General features: G+C 64.3%; 11 protein-coding genes. 6 read left to right on the forward strand and 5 right to left on the reverse strand.

The window, feature by feature from the left end:
- Positions 1-56 precede the first annotated feature (56 nt).
- The 3 genes from LCW13_RS04000 to LCW13_RS04010 all read right to left on the reverse strand — a co-directional run bounded on the left by LCW13_RS04000 (position 57) and on the right by LCW13_RS04010 (position 7,012).
- On the reverse strand, positions 57-1,298 hold the full coding sequence (locus LCW13_RS04000) for a NupC/NupG family nucleoside CNT transporter (protein WP_043332439.1): 1,242 nt from the start codon (positions 1,296-1,298) through the stop codon (positions 57-59).
- A 262-nt stretch (positions 1,299-1,560) separates the two neighbouring features.
- On the reverse strand, positions 1,561-3,498 hold the full coding sequence (locus LCW13_RS04005) for a cation:proton antiporter (protein WP_225347643.1): 1,938 nt from the start codon (positions 3,496-3,498) through the stop codon (positions 1,561-1,563).
- Positions 3,499-3,778: 280 nt separating this feature from the next.
- Positions 3,779-7,012 carry an FAD-binding and (Fe-S)-binding domain-containing protein gene (locus LCW13_RS04010; protein WP_225347644.1) on the reverse strand — a complete coding sequence of 1,078 codons (3,234 nt, stop codon included), beginning with the start codon at positions 7,010-7,012 and terminating at the stop codon, positions 3,779-3,781.
- Positions 7,013-7,370: 358 nt separating this feature from the next.
- Here LCW13_RS04010 and LCW13_RS04015 point away from each other — a divergent pair, with 358 nt between their 5' ends.
- From LCW13_RS04015 to LCW13_RS04035, 5 genes are all read left to right on the forward strand, one after another.
- Positions 7,371-8,255, forward strand: a complete 885-nt coding sequence (locus LCW13_RS04015; protein WP_225347645.1) for a hypothetical protein — start codon at positions 7,371-7,373, stop codon at positions 8,253-8,255.
- Positions 8,256-8,510: 255 nt separating this feature from the next.
- The gene (gene crcB, locus LCW13_RS04020; RefSeq protein WP_054555054.1) at positions 8,511-8,888 is read left to right on the forward strand and encodes a fluoride efflux transporter CrcB; all 378 of its coding nucleotides are present in this window, start codon (positions 8,511-8,513) and stop codon (positions 8,886-8,888) included.
- A 131-nt stretch (positions 8,889-9,019) separates the two neighbouring features.
- Positions 9,020-10,297 carry a serine--tRNA ligase gene (serS, locus tag LCW13_RS04025; protein ID WP_043332430.1) on the forward strand — a complete coding sequence of 426 codons (1,278 nt, stop codon included), beginning with the start codon at positions 9,020-9,022 and terminating at the stop codon, positions 10,295-10,297.
- 263 nt (positions 10,298-10,560) lie between these two features.
- Positions 10,561-11,766 (forward strand): uroporphyrinogen-III C-methyltransferase, encoded by a 1,206-nt coding sequence (gene cobA / locus LCW13_RS04030; RefSeq protein ID WP_318527675.1) that lies wholly within the window; start codon positions 10,561-10,563, stop codon positions 11,764-11,766.
- A gap of 293 nt (positions 11,767-12,059) precedes the next feature.
- Complete coding sequence (locus LCW13_RS04035) at positions 12,060-13,889, forward strand: acyl-CoA dehydrogenase C-terminal domain-containing protein (protein ID WP_225347646.1); 1,830 nt, start codon at positions 12,060-12,062, stop codon at positions 13,887-13,889.
- A 138-nt stretch (positions 13,890-14,027) separates the two neighbouring features.
- Here the strand turns inward: LCW13_RS04035 and LCW13_RS04040 are convergent, their stop codons facing one another.
- Together LCW13_RS04040 and LCW13_RS04045 are read right to left on the reverse strand one after the other, a co-directional pair.
- Positions 14,028-14,573 (reverse strand): Mpo1 family 2-hydroxy fatty acid dioxygenase, encoded by a 546-nt coding sequence (locus LCW13_RS04040; protein WP_225347647.1) that lies wholly within the window; start codon positions 14,571-14,573, stop codon positions 14,028-14,030.
- Between the two features lie 221 nt (positions 14,574-14,794).
- Positions 14,795-15,247, reverse strand: coding sequence for a nucleoside diphosphate kinase regulator (locus tag LCW13_RS04045; RefSeq protein ID WP_153635215.1), 453 nt, complete (start codon positions 15,245-15,247; stop codon positions 14,795-14,797).
- Between the two features lie 171 nt (positions 15,248-15,418).
- Here LCW13_RS04045 and LCW13_RS04050 point away from each other — a divergent pair, with 171 nt between their 5' ends.
- Complete coding sequence (locus LCW13_RS04050; RefSeq protein WP_318527676.1) at positions 15,419-15,805, forward strand: YnfA family protein; 387 nt, start codon at positions 15,419-15,421, stop codon at positions 15,803-15,805.
- Positions 15,806-15,862: the final 57 nt, after the last annotated feature.

Raw genomic sequence — 15,862 nt, forward strand, 5'->3', positions numbered from 1 at the left:
GAAGCTCGTGCTACAGAAAGCCAGCTCTCTGGAGACTGGCTCACAAGCGAGCGTCTCTAGAGAGACAGGAACAGACCGGCGAGACTCGCTGACATCAGGTTGGAGAGCGTGCCGGCGAGAATCGCCTTCATGCCCATCTGCGCGATATCACCGCGACGGTTCGGAGCCATCAGCCCCAGACCGCCCATCAGGATGGCGACCGAGGACAGGTTGGCGAAGCCGCACAGTGCAAAGATGATGATGGCTTCAGAGTGCTCGGACAGCTTGATCTGGTGGCTGGCGAGGTCGGCGAAGGCGACGAACTCGTTGAGCACCAGCTTCTGACCGATGAAGCTACCCGCCTGGATGGCTTCGTGCCACGGCACGCCGATGACCCAGGCCACCGGGGCGAAGGCATAGCCCAGCAGCAGCTGCAGCGTGATGTCTTCATAGCCGAACAGGCCGCTGACCCAGCCGACGATGATGTTGCCCAGCGCGATCAATGCGATGAAGGCCAGCAGCATGCCGCCGACATTGATCGCCAGCTGCACGCCAGAGGCCGCGCCGGAGGCGGCGGCATCGATGACGTTGGTCGGGCGATCGATGTCCTTGCCCAGCGCTTCTTCGACGCTCTGGGTCTTGGTCTCGGTCTCAGGGATCAGCATCTTGGCCATCAGCAGGCCACCCGGCGCCGCCATGAAGGAGGCTGCCAGCAGGTACTTGAGGTCGATGCCCAGCGAGGCATAGCCCACCAGTACGGAACCGGCCACCGAGGCCAGGCCACCGGTCATCACGGCGAACAGCTCCGAGCGGGTCATGCCGGCAATGAACGGGCGCACGACCAGCGGGGCTTCGGTCTGGCCGACGAAGATGTTGGCGGCCGCGGACAGGGACTCCGGACGGCTGGTGCCGAGCACCTTTGACAGGCCGCCGCCGAGCACGCTGATCACGACGTTCATCACGCGCAGGTGATAGAGCACCGCGATCAGTGAGGAGAAGAACACGATGATCGGCAGTACGCGCAGCGCGAACACGAAGCCGCCGCCGCCGAAGACTTCGAACATCTTGTCGCTGACCAGGCCGCCGAACAGGAAGTCCATGCCGACGTTGGCACTGGACATTACGGCCTGTACACCTTCGCTGAGCCCAAGCAGCATGCTCTTGCCGGCAGGCACGTAGAGCACGAAGATCCCCAGCATCGCCTGGATGGCAAAGGCACCCAGTACGGTGCGCAGGCTGATGGCGCGTCGGTTTTCAGAGAGAAGGAAGGCAATCCCCAGCAGGGCGAAGACGCCCACCAGGCCCATGACGATCTGCATCAAGCAGCTCCTGAATGCGTAGGTGTTACGTTGAGGACAAGGCAATAGCGCTGGCCACAGGACGTATGGCCAAAACTGGCGCGTACTCTACCAGTATTTTTGCCCTCTGTCGGAGTCTGCCACTAACGTTTGACGGATTTTTTGTGAATCGCGCGAGGCGTGCCTGCGTCAATACGCACGAGGCCCGCCATGGGCGAGCCGCGTGTTTTCCGCCTTGCTGTACCGTCGTGATGTTCCGACGTGATGCTGAGTCTGCCCGCTGTCAGGTGCCGGCGCCCGGCAGTCGACTGGCCGGCAGGGGGCCTGACCCCGAGCCCGGCGGCGTCTGTGAGGACTTGCCGCCCGCGGCCTTGTCGGCCTGGGGAGCTTCCGCCTTGTCGGTCCTTGGCTGGGAAGACTTGTTCAGCTCCGGCGAGTCGGCATGGATCAGGCTGATCAACGTCTCGCCGGCCTTGGGCTCCAGCGCCACGGCCGTGTTGGCGATCCGGATGCGACCCTGACTGCTGATGCAGAACAGCGGCAGCAGGCGCTCTTCATGAATTCTCCGGTAATCCTCGAGGCTGAAGCTCTCGGTGATACGCGCACGCCGGAATTGCGCGCCCTGAGAAAGCAGGCTCGCCAGCTTGGCATAGGTGATCTTGCCATCGAACAGCAGCGGCAGATGCCCCAGCGCCTGGTCCTGCTGGCGCTTGGCATTCTTGCCATTGTCCTCGGCGAGTCGGAAGACACGCCCATGACCCAGGATGTGCTCGAAGTGCAGCGCGGCCAGGCTATTGAGTTCGCGATAGGGCGACAGCGGCATCAGGTGGCCGATGCCGGTCAGCTCGAGATGCTGGGCGGCATGTTCAGACAGCGGATTGCCGTAGTAGACCGGCAGGCCCGCCATGCGCGCTTCCTGCACGGCGTCCCAGTTGGTATCGGTCAGGCGCACCGAGAAGCCGGCATCGACCAGTTCACGGGCGACCTGGCGCGACACCGAGTTGGCGCCCAGGATCAGGAACCCCGAGGGCGGTGGCTCGCCGACGCCCAGCACCTTGACGATGGGACGCGACAGCAGGCTCTGGACTACCACGGTGCCGATGATGACCAGGAAGGTCATCGGTACCAGCATCTCGGCGCCCTCGATGCCCTGGGATTCGAGCTTGAGGGCGAACAGCGAGGCGACCGCTGCCGCGACGATGCCGCGCGGCGAGAGCCAGGCCAGCAGGGCCTTCTCGCGCAGCGTCAGCCCGCTGCCCAGGGTGCACAGCCAGACCGTCAGAGGGCGTGCGACCCACATCAACACCGCCAGGAAGATCCACGCCGGCCACGACAGCAGGGACAGCTGCTCGACGGTCAGGCGCCCCGCCAGCAGCAGGAACAGTCCCGAGATCAGCAGGACCGTCAGGGTCTCCTTGAACTCGATGATCTGCTGGGTCGGCACGCCGCGCATGTTGGCCAGCCACACGCCCATCACGGTGACGGTCAGCAGGCCGGATTCATGGAACAGAGTGTTGGAGATGGCGAACAGCCCCAGCATCACCATCAGGGTGCCGAAGTTGTGCAGCTTCTGCGGCAGCCAGAAATGACGCAGCACCAGCCCCCAGCACCAGCCACCCAGCGCGCCCATGCCGAGCCCGAGGCCCACCGTCTGGGCGAACAGCAACAGGGTGTGCGAGGCCGCATTGCCGGTCATGCCGAGCGCGACGTACTCATAGACCAGTACCGCCAGCAGCGCGCCGACCGGGTCGATCATGATGCCTTCCCAGCGCAGGATCTGGGTCAGGTTGCCGCGCGCGCGCAGCGTCTGCAGCAATGGCATCACCACCGTCGGGCCTGTCACCACCAGCAGGGCGCCGAGCACGGCGGCCATCTCCCAGCGCATGTCGAGCAGATAGTGGGCGGCCACGGTGCCGATCACGCCGGTGATCACCACGCCGGTGGTGACCAGTCGCCTGACGATATGGCCATGGCCGCGCAGGTCCTTGAAGTCCAGCGTCAGGCTGCCCTCGAACAGGATGACCGCTACCGCCAGCGAGACCAGCGGGAACAAGAGATCGCCGAGCAGCTCATCCGGCTTCAGCCAACCCGTGACGGGGCCGGCGAGGATGCCGACGATCAACAGCGGCAGGATGGCGGGCAGACGCATGCGCCAGGCCAGCCACTGGCAGCCGAGGGCCATCAGACCGATCAGGGTCAGGGCCAGAGCAGGTTCGGTCATCGGGTGTCTTCCTTGGAGTCAGCGAAAATGAGCGGTGCCACTGTTGCGGTCACCGCTCATCGTTTCGTTGTGTCTCAGCCGTCTGTCAGTGGCCCTTGCCCCTGCTTGTCTGCAATGTCTTGAAGCAGGGGCAAGGGCCACTCAGCTGCCGCGCGGCAGGCCGAAAGGGCGCAGCCTAGCGATTGATTCCGTGGTATGCAACGTCGCGTTGCCTTATCGCGCTCTCCTCATTTCCTTTCTCTGTCGTGCCCGCGTGATGGCGTCGGGCAGATGCGATCACTCATTGGGCGCGACGCAGCAGCGGCAGCAATGCCTGCAGCGGATGCGGCAACTGGCTGCCGGAGAAACGCTTGCTCTGACTGCGGCACGAATAGCCACTGGCGACCAGCTTGCCCTGATTGGCGTCGTCTTCGACCACGGCCTTCCATGACAGGTCATAGATGGCACGCGAGGTCTCGAGATTGCGCGCTTCGTGGCCGTAGGTACCCGACATGCCGCAGCAGCCGGTGGCGATGGTCCCGAGCTTGAGGCCGAAGGCGGAGTAGACCTGCTGCCAGGCCTTGGCCGAGCCCGGGGCATTGGTGCTCTCGGTGCAGTGGCTCAGAAGCTTCATGCCCGGGTCCATCTTGCCCAGCACCGTCTTGGTGACGCCGACCGGCAGCAGCTTGCGCAGGCTGATCAGCCATTCCTGCAGCAGCAGGACATCGGGCACTGCGTCCGGGCCGAGGGTCTTCACGTACTCCTGACGATAGGTCAGGGTCATCGCCGGGTCGATGCCGACCAGCGGCACGCCGAAGTCGGCGATCGCCTTGAGGCGCTCGGCCTGGGCACGCGCGGTACGCTGGAAGGCGCCGGTGAAGCCCTGCACCTGCAGCGGCTTGCCATTGGGGGCAAAGGGCGCGACGAAGACATGGATGTCGAGTCGCGACAGCAGCTCGATGATGTCGATCACCAGCTGGGCCTCGAAGTGACTGGTGAAGGCGTCCTGCACCAGGATCACGCTTCTGGCCTTCTGGGATTCGGTCAGACGGCCCAGCTGGGTCGGCGTCGCCTCGGACACGCCCCAGCTCTTGAGCTGTCTGCGCAGGCTGGCGCGTGACAGGCGCGGCGCATCGACCATGCCGATCGGGCCTTCCAGCAGACGACTGACTAGCTTGTTGGTCAATAGGCCGTTATAGAGCGGCGTGACGCGCTCGGCCCACGGCAGCACGAATTCGAGGCTGCCGATCAGGTAATCGCGCAGCGGACGCTGATAACGATGGTGATAGACCTCAAGGAAGCGGCTGCGGAAATCGGGCACGTTGACCTTGATCGGGCACTGGCCCGCGCAGGACTTGCACGCCAGGCAACCGGACATGGCGTCGTAGACCTGCTGGTCGAAGTTGGCGTCAGACTGACCCTCAGCCTGTGCGGTACCGGCACGCCGCGCCTTGAGCGAGGCGCTGATGCGCGCGGGCAGACGCGCCAGCCACATGCCGGTGCCCATGAGGCCCGGCGTACGAGCGGCCTGGGCTTCGGCGATCACGTCGCGTCCGGCGTTGCCTTCCAGGCGCAGCCACTCACGCATCAGGCTGGCACGTCCCTTGGGCGAGTGGATGCGCTGGCGGGTCGCCTTCCACGACGGGCACATGGCGTCGTTGGGGTCGTAGTTGTAGCAGGCGCCATTGCCATTGCAGTAGACGGCACTGGCGTATTCCTGCCACACGCGCTCATCGATCTGACGGTCGAGATCGCCGCGCATGGTCACGTCATCGATACGCATCAAGCGGGGGTCGAAGGCCTCGACGGCGCTGTCAGCGTGATCACGCTTGGCGCTCTCGTTGCCCCCTTCGCTGGCGCCAGCGTCACTCGTGCCAGCGTCGTCGCCCAGCGCCACTGACAGGCGCGGGGAGGCGATCTTGCCCGGATTGAGCTGGTTGTGCGGGTCAAAGGCTGCCTTCACGTCCTGCAGCGCACCGTAGAGACTGCCGAAGAAGCGAGGGGAGTACTCGGAGCGCACGCCCTTGCCGTGCTCACCCCACAGCAGGCCACCGTACTTGTGGGTGAGGGCGGCGACCTCATCGGAGATCTCGCGGATCATCGCCTGCTGGGCGGGGTCCTTCATGTCCAGCGCCGGGCGCACGTGCAGCACGCCGGCATCGACATGCCCGAACATGCCATAGCGCAGGCCACGGGCATCCAGCGCGGCGCGGAATTCGGCGATGTAGTCGGCCAGATGTTCCGGCGGAACAGCAGTATCCTCGACGAAGGGCAGCGGGCGGGCTTCGCCGTCGACATTGCCCAGCAGGCCCACCGAGCGCTTGCGCATGCCATAGACACGACCGATCTGCGCGCGACCGCGGGCTTCGGTGAAGCCGAGACGCTCGACGCTGGTATCGCTGACCAGGTGCTCGCTGAAGGCGCGGACCTTGGCATCCAGCACCTCTTCGCTGTCGGCATTGAATTCGATCAGGTTGATGCCGCCGATGGCCGGGGTGCCTTCGGCGCTGGCCGGGAAGAATTCCTCGACGCTATCCCACACGAAGTCCTGCATGGCGAGGTTGAGCACGGTGTCATCCACCGTCTCGATGGAGGTCGGGCGATTGCCCTCGACCGCCATCAACGCCTTGGCGTCGCGCAGTGCATCCATGAAGCTTGCGTAGCGCAGGTTGATCAGCGTCGAGCAGGGCGCGATGGGCAGCGCATTCAGCTCGGCCTCGACCACGAAGCCCAGCGTGCCCTCGGCGCCGCACAGCAGGCTGTTGAGGTTGAAACGCCCATCGGCCTCGCGCAGGTGGGCGAGGTCGTAGCCGGTCAGGCAGCGGTTGAGCGGCGGGAAGATGTCGGCGATTTCCTCGGCGCGCTCATCGGCGATCGCGCGTGCGGTGCGGTAGACCTCACCGATGCGATCCTCACGTGCACACAGTGTCTCGAGCTCGGTGTCGTCGATGGCATGGCTCGACAGTCGTGTCCCGTCGAGCAGGACGCTGTCGAGCGCCAGCACGTGGTCACGCGTCTTGCCGTATTCGCAGCTGCCCTGGCCGGAGGCATCGGTATTGATCATGCCGCCAATGGTGGCGCGGTTGGAGGTCGAAAGCTCCGGGGCGAAGAACAGGCCATGGGGCTTGAGCGCGGCATTCAGCTGGTCCTTCACCACGCCGGCCTCGACGCGCACTCGGCGGTTCTCGACATCGATCTCGAGAATGCGGTTCATGTGCCGCGAGACATCCACCAGCACGCCGTCATTGAGCGACTGGCCATTGGTGCCGGTACCGCCGCCGCGTGGCGCCAGGGTGACGCCCGAAAAGCGTGGCTCGTGGGAGAGGCGCGCGATGCGCTGGACATCCTCGGCATGGCGCGGGTAGACCACGGCCTGAGGCAGCACCTGATAGAGCGAGTTGTCGGTCGACAACACGGTGCGGTTGGCGTAGTCCGGACTGATGTCACCGGCAAAGCCTGCATCTCGCAGGGCGGCCAGGAAGTCCAGATAGAGGGAATCGACGGGGGCGGGCATATCCAGCAGGCGTTCGGTCATGATCTCGCTCGGGCAGTGAGTCGCGTCAGGCAGGCATCCAGGGCCAATGGGCCTAAGCTTACCTGAGCTGGGCGTGTGGCCCCAGCCCAGCGCGGCATTGCGTCACTCGCGAGACGGGAATTCAGGTGAAAGGAGTGAGGAATGACTACGCTGTGAGGAGTCATCAAACCAAGGCGTGTGCGCCCGAATGCAAGCAACAAGGGGGATGATGTGCACATGCTGCGGGCGATTGTCAGGCGTCAGTCGCCGCTTCAGTGGTACCGTCAGCCATCGCAAGGCAGGCCGTCATGGCGTATCCCCTCCGTTTCTTGCCTTGAAGCTGTCTTCCCTCTTCCGCTGAGTCATCAGGAGTTAGCTCATGGCATCGTCCACCTATTCCTCGACCTCCACCTGTCATCGCGAGTCTCGCCAGCCGCCCACGCGATTGGGAGTGCTGGGGGTGGGGGAGTTGGCGGAGCCATTGCTGGTCGCGTTGGCGCGCGGTTGTCAGCGCGAAGGCCGCTCGCGGCATGATCTGGAATTCCACCTCTCGCCGCGCAACGACGTGCGCAGTCACCGTCTGGGCTGGCGTTTCGGTGCCATCCGCCACGTAAGCAATGTCGCGGTGTGTGAATCGAGCCTGTGCCTGCTGGTCGGGGTGCGACCAGAGCAGCTCGAGGCGCTGGCAAGTGAGCTGCGTGAAAGCCACGCACTGAGCAAGGACCATCACCTGATGGTGCTGGCGGCCGGGGTGCCACTGCAGCAGCTGCAGCGCTGGTTCGCGCCGGCGCGAGTGGTGCGGGTGATGACGGGGCTGGCAGTCTGTGAAGGGCAGAGCGCCCTCACGCTCTATCCGGAAGACCCGCTGACGCGCGACCTGCTCGGGCCGGCGGTCCGGCAGATCATCGCCTTCGATGATGAAGCGGCCTTCGAGGCCAGCATGCTGGCGGTCTGCGTGAATGCCTGGCAGATGGCGCAACAGCAGGCGTTGCTCGACTGGTTCCAGACGGTGCCCGGCATGAGCGGCCCCCAGGCGCGCCTGTTGCTGATGGCGCAGTTGCGCGATGCGCTGGCCTTGATGGAAGCCCACCCCGATACCCCGCCCGGCGAGCTTGCCTCGCGTATCGGCACCCCCGGCACCTGGACGGCACGCGGTCTGGAGCAGCTGGGGGGCAAGGAGGGCGCACACCGCCAATGGCAGCATGTGCTGGAGCAACTGCGCGCGGAGATCGAGCAGGGCAGTGCGTCACCCGGCAGTGAATGAGACGCTCTGCCGCCTGATGTCTTCCGCTCTCAGCCACCCCTCAGACACCCGCGATGCCCATTGGTCAGGAGGCGCATCGCGGGTGTCGTGCTTTGTTCAACCTGCCTTTCGTGAGTCGTGGATTCCCCGTGGCTGGCGATTTTCCTACAATGGAGCGCTAGGCGGCACCCTCGGGTGCCAGAGTGGCTGGCGGCCGATCCATGGTGTTGCCCAGCGCTCACTCGCAATGAATCGAGCACGGGGCATACAAGGCACATGGGAACCTGGTTGGCAGTAGCAGCGGGCGGCGCCATCGGGGCGCTGGGACGGTATCTTGTCAGTGGCTGGATCGTCGGCGCCGCCGGGCGTGGTTTCCCGTGGGGGACCCTCGGCGTCAATCTGATCGGCAGCTGCCTGATGGGGTTCCTGTTCATCTGGGTGACCCAGGAGCTCAAGCTGGCCCCCGTCTGGCAGGCGATCATGGTGGCCGGCTTCACCGGTGCCTTCACCACCTTCTCCACCTTTGCCCTCGAGGCGCTCAATCTGATGATGAGCGGACGCATGCTCGCGGGGCTGGTCTATGTCGCCGTCAGTGTGGTGGCGTGTCTGGGCATGGTCGCACTGGGCATGAAGATCGCACGTGTCCTGCTGTGATTCCCGTGCCCGGGCGCGCCATCCTGTCGCCTGGGCGGCTGCGAAGCAGGGCATGGCTGAGGTAGACTAGTGCGCATAACCTTTCCGCGCCGCGATGCGGCCTGAGTGATCCGACGAGAGAGCCTTCCCACATGCTGGACCCGAAACTTCTGCGCGCTGATCTTGAAGCGACTGCCGAGCGCCTCGCACGTCGTGGCTATCAGCTGGATACCGAAGCCTTTGCCGCGCTGGAAGCGCGCCGCCGTGACCTGCAGGTCGAGACGGAATCCCTGCAGAACGAGCGCAACACCCGCTCCAAGTCCATCGGTAATGCCAAGGCACGCGGCGAAGACATCGCGCCGCTGCTGGCAGAAGTCAGTGATCTGGGCGAGCGTCTCGATGCCGCCAAGTCCGAGCTCAATGAGCTGCAGGCCAAGGCCGACGCCATGGCGGCCAGCCTGCCGAACCTGCCGGACGCCGAAGTGCCGGAAGGCGCTGACGAAAGCGACAACGTCGAGCTGCACCGCTGGGGCACGCCGCGTGAATTCGATTTCGACGTGCGCGACCACGTCGACCTCGGTGAGCTCAAGGGCCAGCTGGACTTCGAGTTGGCGGTCAAGATCACCGGTTCACGCTTCGCCGTGATGCATGGCTCCATCGCGCGCCTGCATCGTGCGCTGGTGCAGTTCATGCTCGACAAGCAGACGCTGGAGCATGGCTACGAAGAATATTACGTGCCCTATATCGTCAACCGCGACTCCCTGATGGGCACCAGCCAGCTGCCCAAGTTCGAGGAAGACCTGTTCAAGCTCAACGACGATCGTGATTTCTTCCTGATCCCGACCGCCGAAGTGCCGCTGACCAACATGGTGCGCGACGAGATCATCGACGCCGGCAGTCTGCCGCTCAAGTTCACCGCCCATACCCCGTGCTTCCGCAGTGAAGCCGGTGCCTATGGCCGTGATACCCGCGGCATGATTCGCCAGCACCAGTTCGACAAGGTCGAGATGGTACAGGTCGTCGCAGCGGAGAAGAGCGACGAAGCCCTCGAAGAGATGCGCGGCCACGCCGAAGCCATCCTGCAGGCGCTGGAACTGCCGTACCGTGCCGTGACCCTGTGCACCGGCGACATGGGCTTTGCCGCCGCCAAGACCTATGACCTGGAAGTCTGGCTGCCGAGCCAGGCGACCTACCGCGAGATCTCCTCCATCTCCAACTGCCGTGACTTCCAGGCGCGCCGCATGCAGGCGCGTGTGCGTGTCGAAGGTCAGAAGAAGCCGCAGCTGGTGCATACCCTGAATGGGTCCGGTCTGGCCGTGGGCCGCTGCCTGGTCGCCGTGCTGGAAAACCATCAGAACGCCGATGGCTCCATCACTGTGCCGCAGGCGCTGCGTGGCTACATGGGCGGAGTGGAAACCATCAACGTCTGAGGTGCGTGAATCGCCGTAGTGGATTCGCGTAGTCAAGGCCCCCGCTTTCCCATGGAAGCGGGGGCCTTCGTTTATCGCGAAGACAGAGGCCTTGCCCGATCGCACCACTCGTTATTCCCTCACTCGTTATTTCCTCTGCGTGACTACAACGTAGCGCCAGGGTTGTTATTCTTATTGGTTATTTTAGAGAGTGGTTCTTATGCTCTAAAATGCGATCCATCGAAGGCTGCTCCCCAGCCTCGCCGCGTTTGTGGATGTGCCCCATGGAATTTCTCAATCTCTCCTGTGACCCCTCACGTCTCCAGCTGTGCCTGATCGGTGGCGGCCAGGAGGCTGTCGCGCTGGCCGAGCGTTTCGCCGGCCTCGGTGCAGACCTGTGTGTCTACGGCGATGCCCGCATGCCGATGCTGGAGACCCTGTGTGGTCGTGAAGGTTGGGAGGTTGCCGATACCCTGTTGCCCGTGCCGGCCCCCGGCCAGCTATGGCTGGTCGCCACCGGCAGCGAAGGGCGCGATCGCGGTATCCTGCGTCATGCGCGCGAGCAGCACGTGATGGTGTTCGCGCCGAGTCACCCCCGGGACTCCAGCGTGCGTCTGCCGCCACGCCTGGTGGCCGGCGAGGCGGTGTTGCCCGTGAAGGAGGAAGACCGCTTCACGGGCACGCATGGCCAGGTGGCGTTGGTCAGCGCGGGGCCGGGCGATCCGGAGCTGCTGACGCTCAAGGCGCTGCGCCATCTGCAGCAGGCCGATGTCATCATTCACGATCGACTGGTCAGTCACGAGATTCTGGCGCTGGCCAATCCGGACGCACGTCGCCTGTACGTCGGCAAGGCGCGCAGCGATCACAGCGTGCCCCAGGAAGGCATCAATCAGGCGCTGGTGGATTACGCCCGCGCCGGGCATCGCGTGGTGCGCTTGAAGGGCGGTGACGCCTTCATCTTCGGGCGCGGTGGGGAAGAGCTCGAGACCCTGGCCGGCGCCGGCATCAGCTTCGAGGTGGTGCCGGGCATCACGGCGGCTTCCGGTTGCGCGGCTTACGCGGGTATCCCGCTGACCCATCGCGACCACGCCCAGTCGGTGCGCTTCGTCACCGGCCACTTGAAGGATGGCAGCTGTGACCTGGATTGGGAGGCGCTGGCGCGTCCGGCCCAGACGCTGGTCTTCTACATGGGGCTCGGCAGCCTGGGGCTGATCTGTGAGCAGTTGATCGCCAATGGCCTGGCGGCGTCCACGCCGATCGCGCTGGTCGAGCAGGGCACCACCGCGCGTCAGCGTGTGCATGTGGCAACGCTGGCGGACATGCCGGCGCAGATCGCCGGTCAGGGCCTCAAGCCGCCGACGCTGATCATCGTCGGGGATGTGGTCAAGCTGCACGATTCGCTCAAGTGGTTCTCGCCGAATGCCAACAGCAGTCTGGGGTGGGAAGATGGCAAGCACCCGACGCCGCTGGCCAATGTGGTATCGGTCTAGAGCGACCGTAGCGAAAGCGCTAAAAGCAACGACATGAGCAGTGACAAGACGCCGCCTCGGTAACCCCGGGGCGGCGTCTTGCGTTGTTGGACTGGTTATCGCGGGCCTGATCATCGTGCTGGCGCATGGCTGGGCGGCTCTTGGGCCAAGGTCGAGATGACGTGGCATCTGATTGCGCCTATTGTTTCAAGCATTCGTTTGAATTCTGCTGAGCGAAGCCCGTCGTTCATCACGGGGTGAGAGGCAAATCTTTCGCGAAAGCCCTAAGCACATGAGTCAGTGAGGATAGTGATATGGCCAAGTATCAGGCGCCACTCAAGGATGCACGCTTCATTCTCGATGAGGTGTTCGCCGCCGAGCAGGAATGGGCGGGCATGCCAGCCACCGAAGAGGTGAATGTCGAGCTGGCCGAGGCGATTCTCGAGGAAGGTGCGCGCGTGACCCAGGCCGAGCTGCTGCCGCTCAACCTGAGCGGTGATGCCGAGGGTGCGCGTTTCGAGAATGGCCACGTCACGACGCCCAAGGGCTTCAAGGAGGCCTATCGGGTACTCGCCGAAGGCGGCTGGATGGGACTGGGCGGCAATCCTGAATACGGTGGTCAAGGCATGCCCAAGATGCTCACCGTGGCCTTTGAAGAGATGCTCTACGCCACCAATACCAGCTTCGCGCTCTATCCAGCGCTGAATGCTGGCGCCTGTCTGGCGGTGGACAGCCACGCGCCGGAGTCCGTCAAGCAGGTGTTTCTGCCGCGCATGTATGCCGGCGACTGGCTGGGCACCATGTGTCTGACCGAACCGCATTGCGGCACGGACCTCGGCCTGATCCGCACCCGTGCCGAACCCCTTGAGGGCGATGACCCGCTGCTGGGGCTGCCGCGCTATCGCCTCACCGGCACCAAGATCTGGATCACCGGCGGCGAGCACGACATGGTCGACAATATCGTGCATCTGGTGCTCGCCAAGCTGCCGGATGCGCCGCCGGGGACGCGTGGCATCTCGCTGTTTCTGGTCTCCAGGCACCTGCTCGATGCCGACGGTCAGCCGACGACACCGAATGCGGTCAGCTGTGGCTCCATCGAACACAAGATGGGCATCAAGGGCAGCGCGACCTGCGTGATGAACTTCGACGGTGCCGAAGGCGTGCTGATCGGCGAGCCGCATCAGGGGCTGGCGGCGATGTTCACCATGATGAACTACGAGCGTCTCTCCATCGGTCTGCAGGGGCTGGGGTTGGGCGAGGTGGCCTATCAGAGCGCGATGGACTTCGCCGCCGAGCGTCTGCAGAGCCGGGCACCGACAGGCGCCAAGGCGCCTGACAAGCCGGCCGACCCGATTCTGGTGCATCCTGACGTGCGGCGCATGGCGCTTGAGGTGCGCGTCTGGAACGAGACAGGGCGGGCCTTTGCCGTCTTCGTGGGCCAGCAGCTGGACCGCGTCAAATATCACGCCGATGACGCGGTGAAGGCCGACGCGGATGCGCTGGTGCAATTCATGACGCCGATCGCCAAGGCGCTGCTGACCGACCGTGGCTTCGATGCCACCGTCATGGCGCAGCAGCTCTATGGTGGCAATGGCTACTGCGTGGAGTGGGGCGCCGAGCAGTACGTGCGCGATGCACGCATCGCGATGATCTACGAAGGCACCAACGGCATTCAGGCGATGGATCTGGTCGGGCGCAAGCTCTACCGCAACCGTGGCGGCCATGTGGCGAGCTTTGCCGCCCTGGTGCGAGCCGAGCTTGAGCGTCAGGCCGACGACGCCCAGACCCGCCCGTTCGCCGAGGCCTGCAAGACGGAGCTTGAGCGCCTGGAGCGAGTGTCCGAGCAGTTGCTGGCCCGCGCCGATGACAACCCGGAAGAGCTTGGCGCGGCGGCCTGTGACTACCTCAATCTGGCAGGGCTGTGTGTCTACAGCTATCTGTGGCTGCGCATGGCGCGAGCTGCGGCGCATGGACTGGCGCAAGCAGGTGCCAGCGGTGAGGGCTTCTATCGCCGCAAGCTGGCGCTCGGGGAGTACTTCGTGGCACGCGTGCTGCCGCGCGCCGTCGCCCTGGAAGCCCAGATCAGCGCTGGTGCCGCGCCATTGATGGCCTTCAGCCTCGAGGATTTCGCGCCGGAGCAATGACGCAAGCCACAAGTCACCGTGACCGTCAGTAGCGTCCAATGAAAAGCCCAGCGACCATATCAGGTCGCTGGGCTTTTTGTGTTGTCGGGATCCCTGTCCACCGGGCCGTGTCGGCAAGCTGCATGCTCACAGGCCCGCTCATGACCGCTCGGTCGGTTCATCCTGCTTCAGCAGCCAGTCACGCATGGCGGGGAACAGTTCGACCAGCACGAACAGCGGGCCGATCAGCAGCTGACGCAGGTCATCGAGGAAGGCCGGTTTGCGGCCCTCGATCCGATGGCCGACGACCTGACCGATCCAGGCGACCACGAAGGCTGCCAGCATCATCGGTGTCACCGGCCAGTTGAGCCCGAGCATCACGAACATCAGCGCCAGGCTTGCCAGGGCCCAGACGGCCATCACGCCAAGTACCCTGAGGGAGAAGCGCGCATAGATGGCCAGGACTGCCAGGGTGACCACGCCACCGGGCAGCATCCACACACCCAGCCCCGGTTCACTCGATAGCCCCTGCCCCCCGAGCAGTCTCCACAGCAGGATCAAGCTGGCAGTGAAGATGACAGGCACGCAGACAAGATGCATGCGGATGTTCTCACGATGCTGATGACTGGCCGCGTAGTGCTCGAGAGCTTCATGCAGGTGCCGGTGAGCGGCTGTCTTGACATGAGGGTGCGATAATATACCCATGAGGCATTCTCCAGACAGACATTGAAAATGCCCGCATGCGCAGGTGCGCAGCGGGATCGATGGCGTGTTATGTCAAGGAGCAATGGCGTGAGCCAGCAGGGTCCGGCAACCCTGCTGGCTCCTGTCAGCGTAGCGTATTGCCACGCGGACAGCCTGTGTCAGCACAGGGCTGACTGTCGAACCCGGCACTTTTCAGGCGTGAATCAAGTGGCCCTGGCTCTTCAGAGGTGAAACTGACCGCAGGCTTCCGGCTGATGCAGGATGGCTTCCAGGCGGATGACGTCACTCTGGCCATCTTCCCGGGGCAGCGTGATCTGCTCGCCGACCGCCATTCCCAGCAGCGCGATGCCCAGTGGCGACATGATGCACAGCGCCAGTGAGGTCTCTTGCTCTTCGGGTTGCGGCAGGTGGCTGCGCAGCGACATGCACTCACCATCCTCCGGGGTAGGGTAGTGCAGTGTCAGCTCGCTATCGCCGGAGCGCGACCCCTTGAGGCGCAGGCGGCTGCGCATGCTGACGCGGTCTTCGGGGAAGTCATCGGGGGGCACGATCTCTGCCTGGATCAGGCGGCTTTCGAGGCGAAGGGACAGCTCATCATCGTGTTGCTGAGCGTCGATCAGGCGCTGGAGGCGGTCAGCATCCAGGCGGTTGATGATCAGTCGTTGCCGAGTCATCGTGGGGTTCCTTGTTATCGAGTCACTGCGCGATATCATGCGCAGCAAGACGGCGCCAATCCTGGCTTGGTCAATACGGAGAGACGGACAGGGAATCCATCGGCCGTGATTGTCCATGGATTGTCCGCTAATTAATCCTAGCGGCTTTTGACGGGGTGCGGGAGTCGTCTGATGCCGACAACTTTCATGGCGCTGTCACCCAGGGCTGCCAACCTCACGCGAGACTCATCGATGTCGATTCTCTGGATATATCCGCTGGCGGCGCTCGCCGAGATCGCCGGCTGCTTCAGTTTCTGGGCCTGGTGGAAACTGGAGCGCAGCCCCGGCTGGCTGATCCCCGGCATGCTCAGCCTGGCGCTGTTCGCCTGGCTGCTTTCACTGGTCGACGTCAGTCACGCCGGGCGCGCCTTTGCCGTCTATGGCGGTGTCTATATCGCCGCGTCAGTGGCCTGGCTGTGGCTGGTCGAGCAGCAGTTGCCCAGTCGCTGGGACCTGCTGGGGACACTGGTCTGCCTGGCGGGCAGCGCCATCATCGTGCTGGGCGCCCGTGCGCAATGAGCGCAAATGTCTTGTTTATTAGTATTTTATTAAATATGTCGGGCGTTGAGCATGAGA

This window comes from Cobetia amphilecti (assembly GCF_020217465.1).
Lineage (GTDB): Bacteria > Pseudomonadota > Gammaproteobacteria > Pseudomonadales > Halomonadaceae > Cobetia > Cobetia amphilecti.

What these genes read in the sequence shown, in the direction of transcription:
- LCW13_RS04000 (WP_043332439.1), bottom strand. Translation starts at nt 1,298, where the DNA reads ATGCAGATCGTCATGGGCCTGGTGGGCGTCTTCGCCCTGCTGGGGATT.
- LCW13_RS04005 (WP_225347643.1), bottom strand. Translation starts at nt 3,498, where the DNA reads ATGACCGAACCTGCTCTGGCCCTGACCCTGATCGGTCTGATGGCCCTC.
- LCW13_RS04010 (WP_225347644.1), bottom strand. Translation starts at nt 7,012, where the DNA reads ATGACCGAACGCCTGCTGGATATGCCCGCCCCCGTCGATTCCCTCTAT.
- LCW13_RS04015 (WP_225347645.1), top strand. Translation starts at nt 7,371, where the DNA reads ATGGCATCGTCCACCTATTCCTCGACCTCCACCTGTCATCGCGAGTCT.
- crcB (WP_054555054.1), top strand. Translation starts at nt 8,511, where the DNA reads ATGGGAACCTGGTTGGCAGTAGCAGCGGGCGGCGCCATCGGGGCGCTG.
- serS (WP_043332430.1), top strand. Translation starts at nt 9,020, where the DNA reads ATGCTGGACCCGAAACTTCTGCGCGCTGATCTTGAAGCGACTGCCGAG.
- cobA (WP_318527675.1), top strand. Translation starts at nt 10,561, where the DNA reads ATGGAATTTCTCAATCTCTCCTGTGACCCCTCACGTCTCCAGCTGTGC.
- LCW13_RS04035 (WP_225347646.1), top strand. Translation starts at nt 12,060, where the DNA reads ATGGCCAAGTATCAGGCGCCACTCAAGGATGCACGCTTCATTCTCGAT.
- LCW13_RS04040 (WP_225347647.1), bottom strand. Translation starts at nt 14,573, where the DNA reads ATGGGTATATTATCGCACCCTCATGTCAAGACAGCCGCTCACCGGCAC.
- LCW13_RS04045 (WP_153635215.1), bottom strand. Translation starts at nt 15,247, where the DNA reads ATGACTCGGCAACGACTGATCATCAACCGCCTGGATGCTGACCGCCTC.
- LCW13_RS04050 (WP_318527676.1), top strand. Translation starts at nt 15,419, where the DNA reads ATGCCGACAACTTTCATGGCGCTGTCACCCAGGGCTGCCAACCTCACG.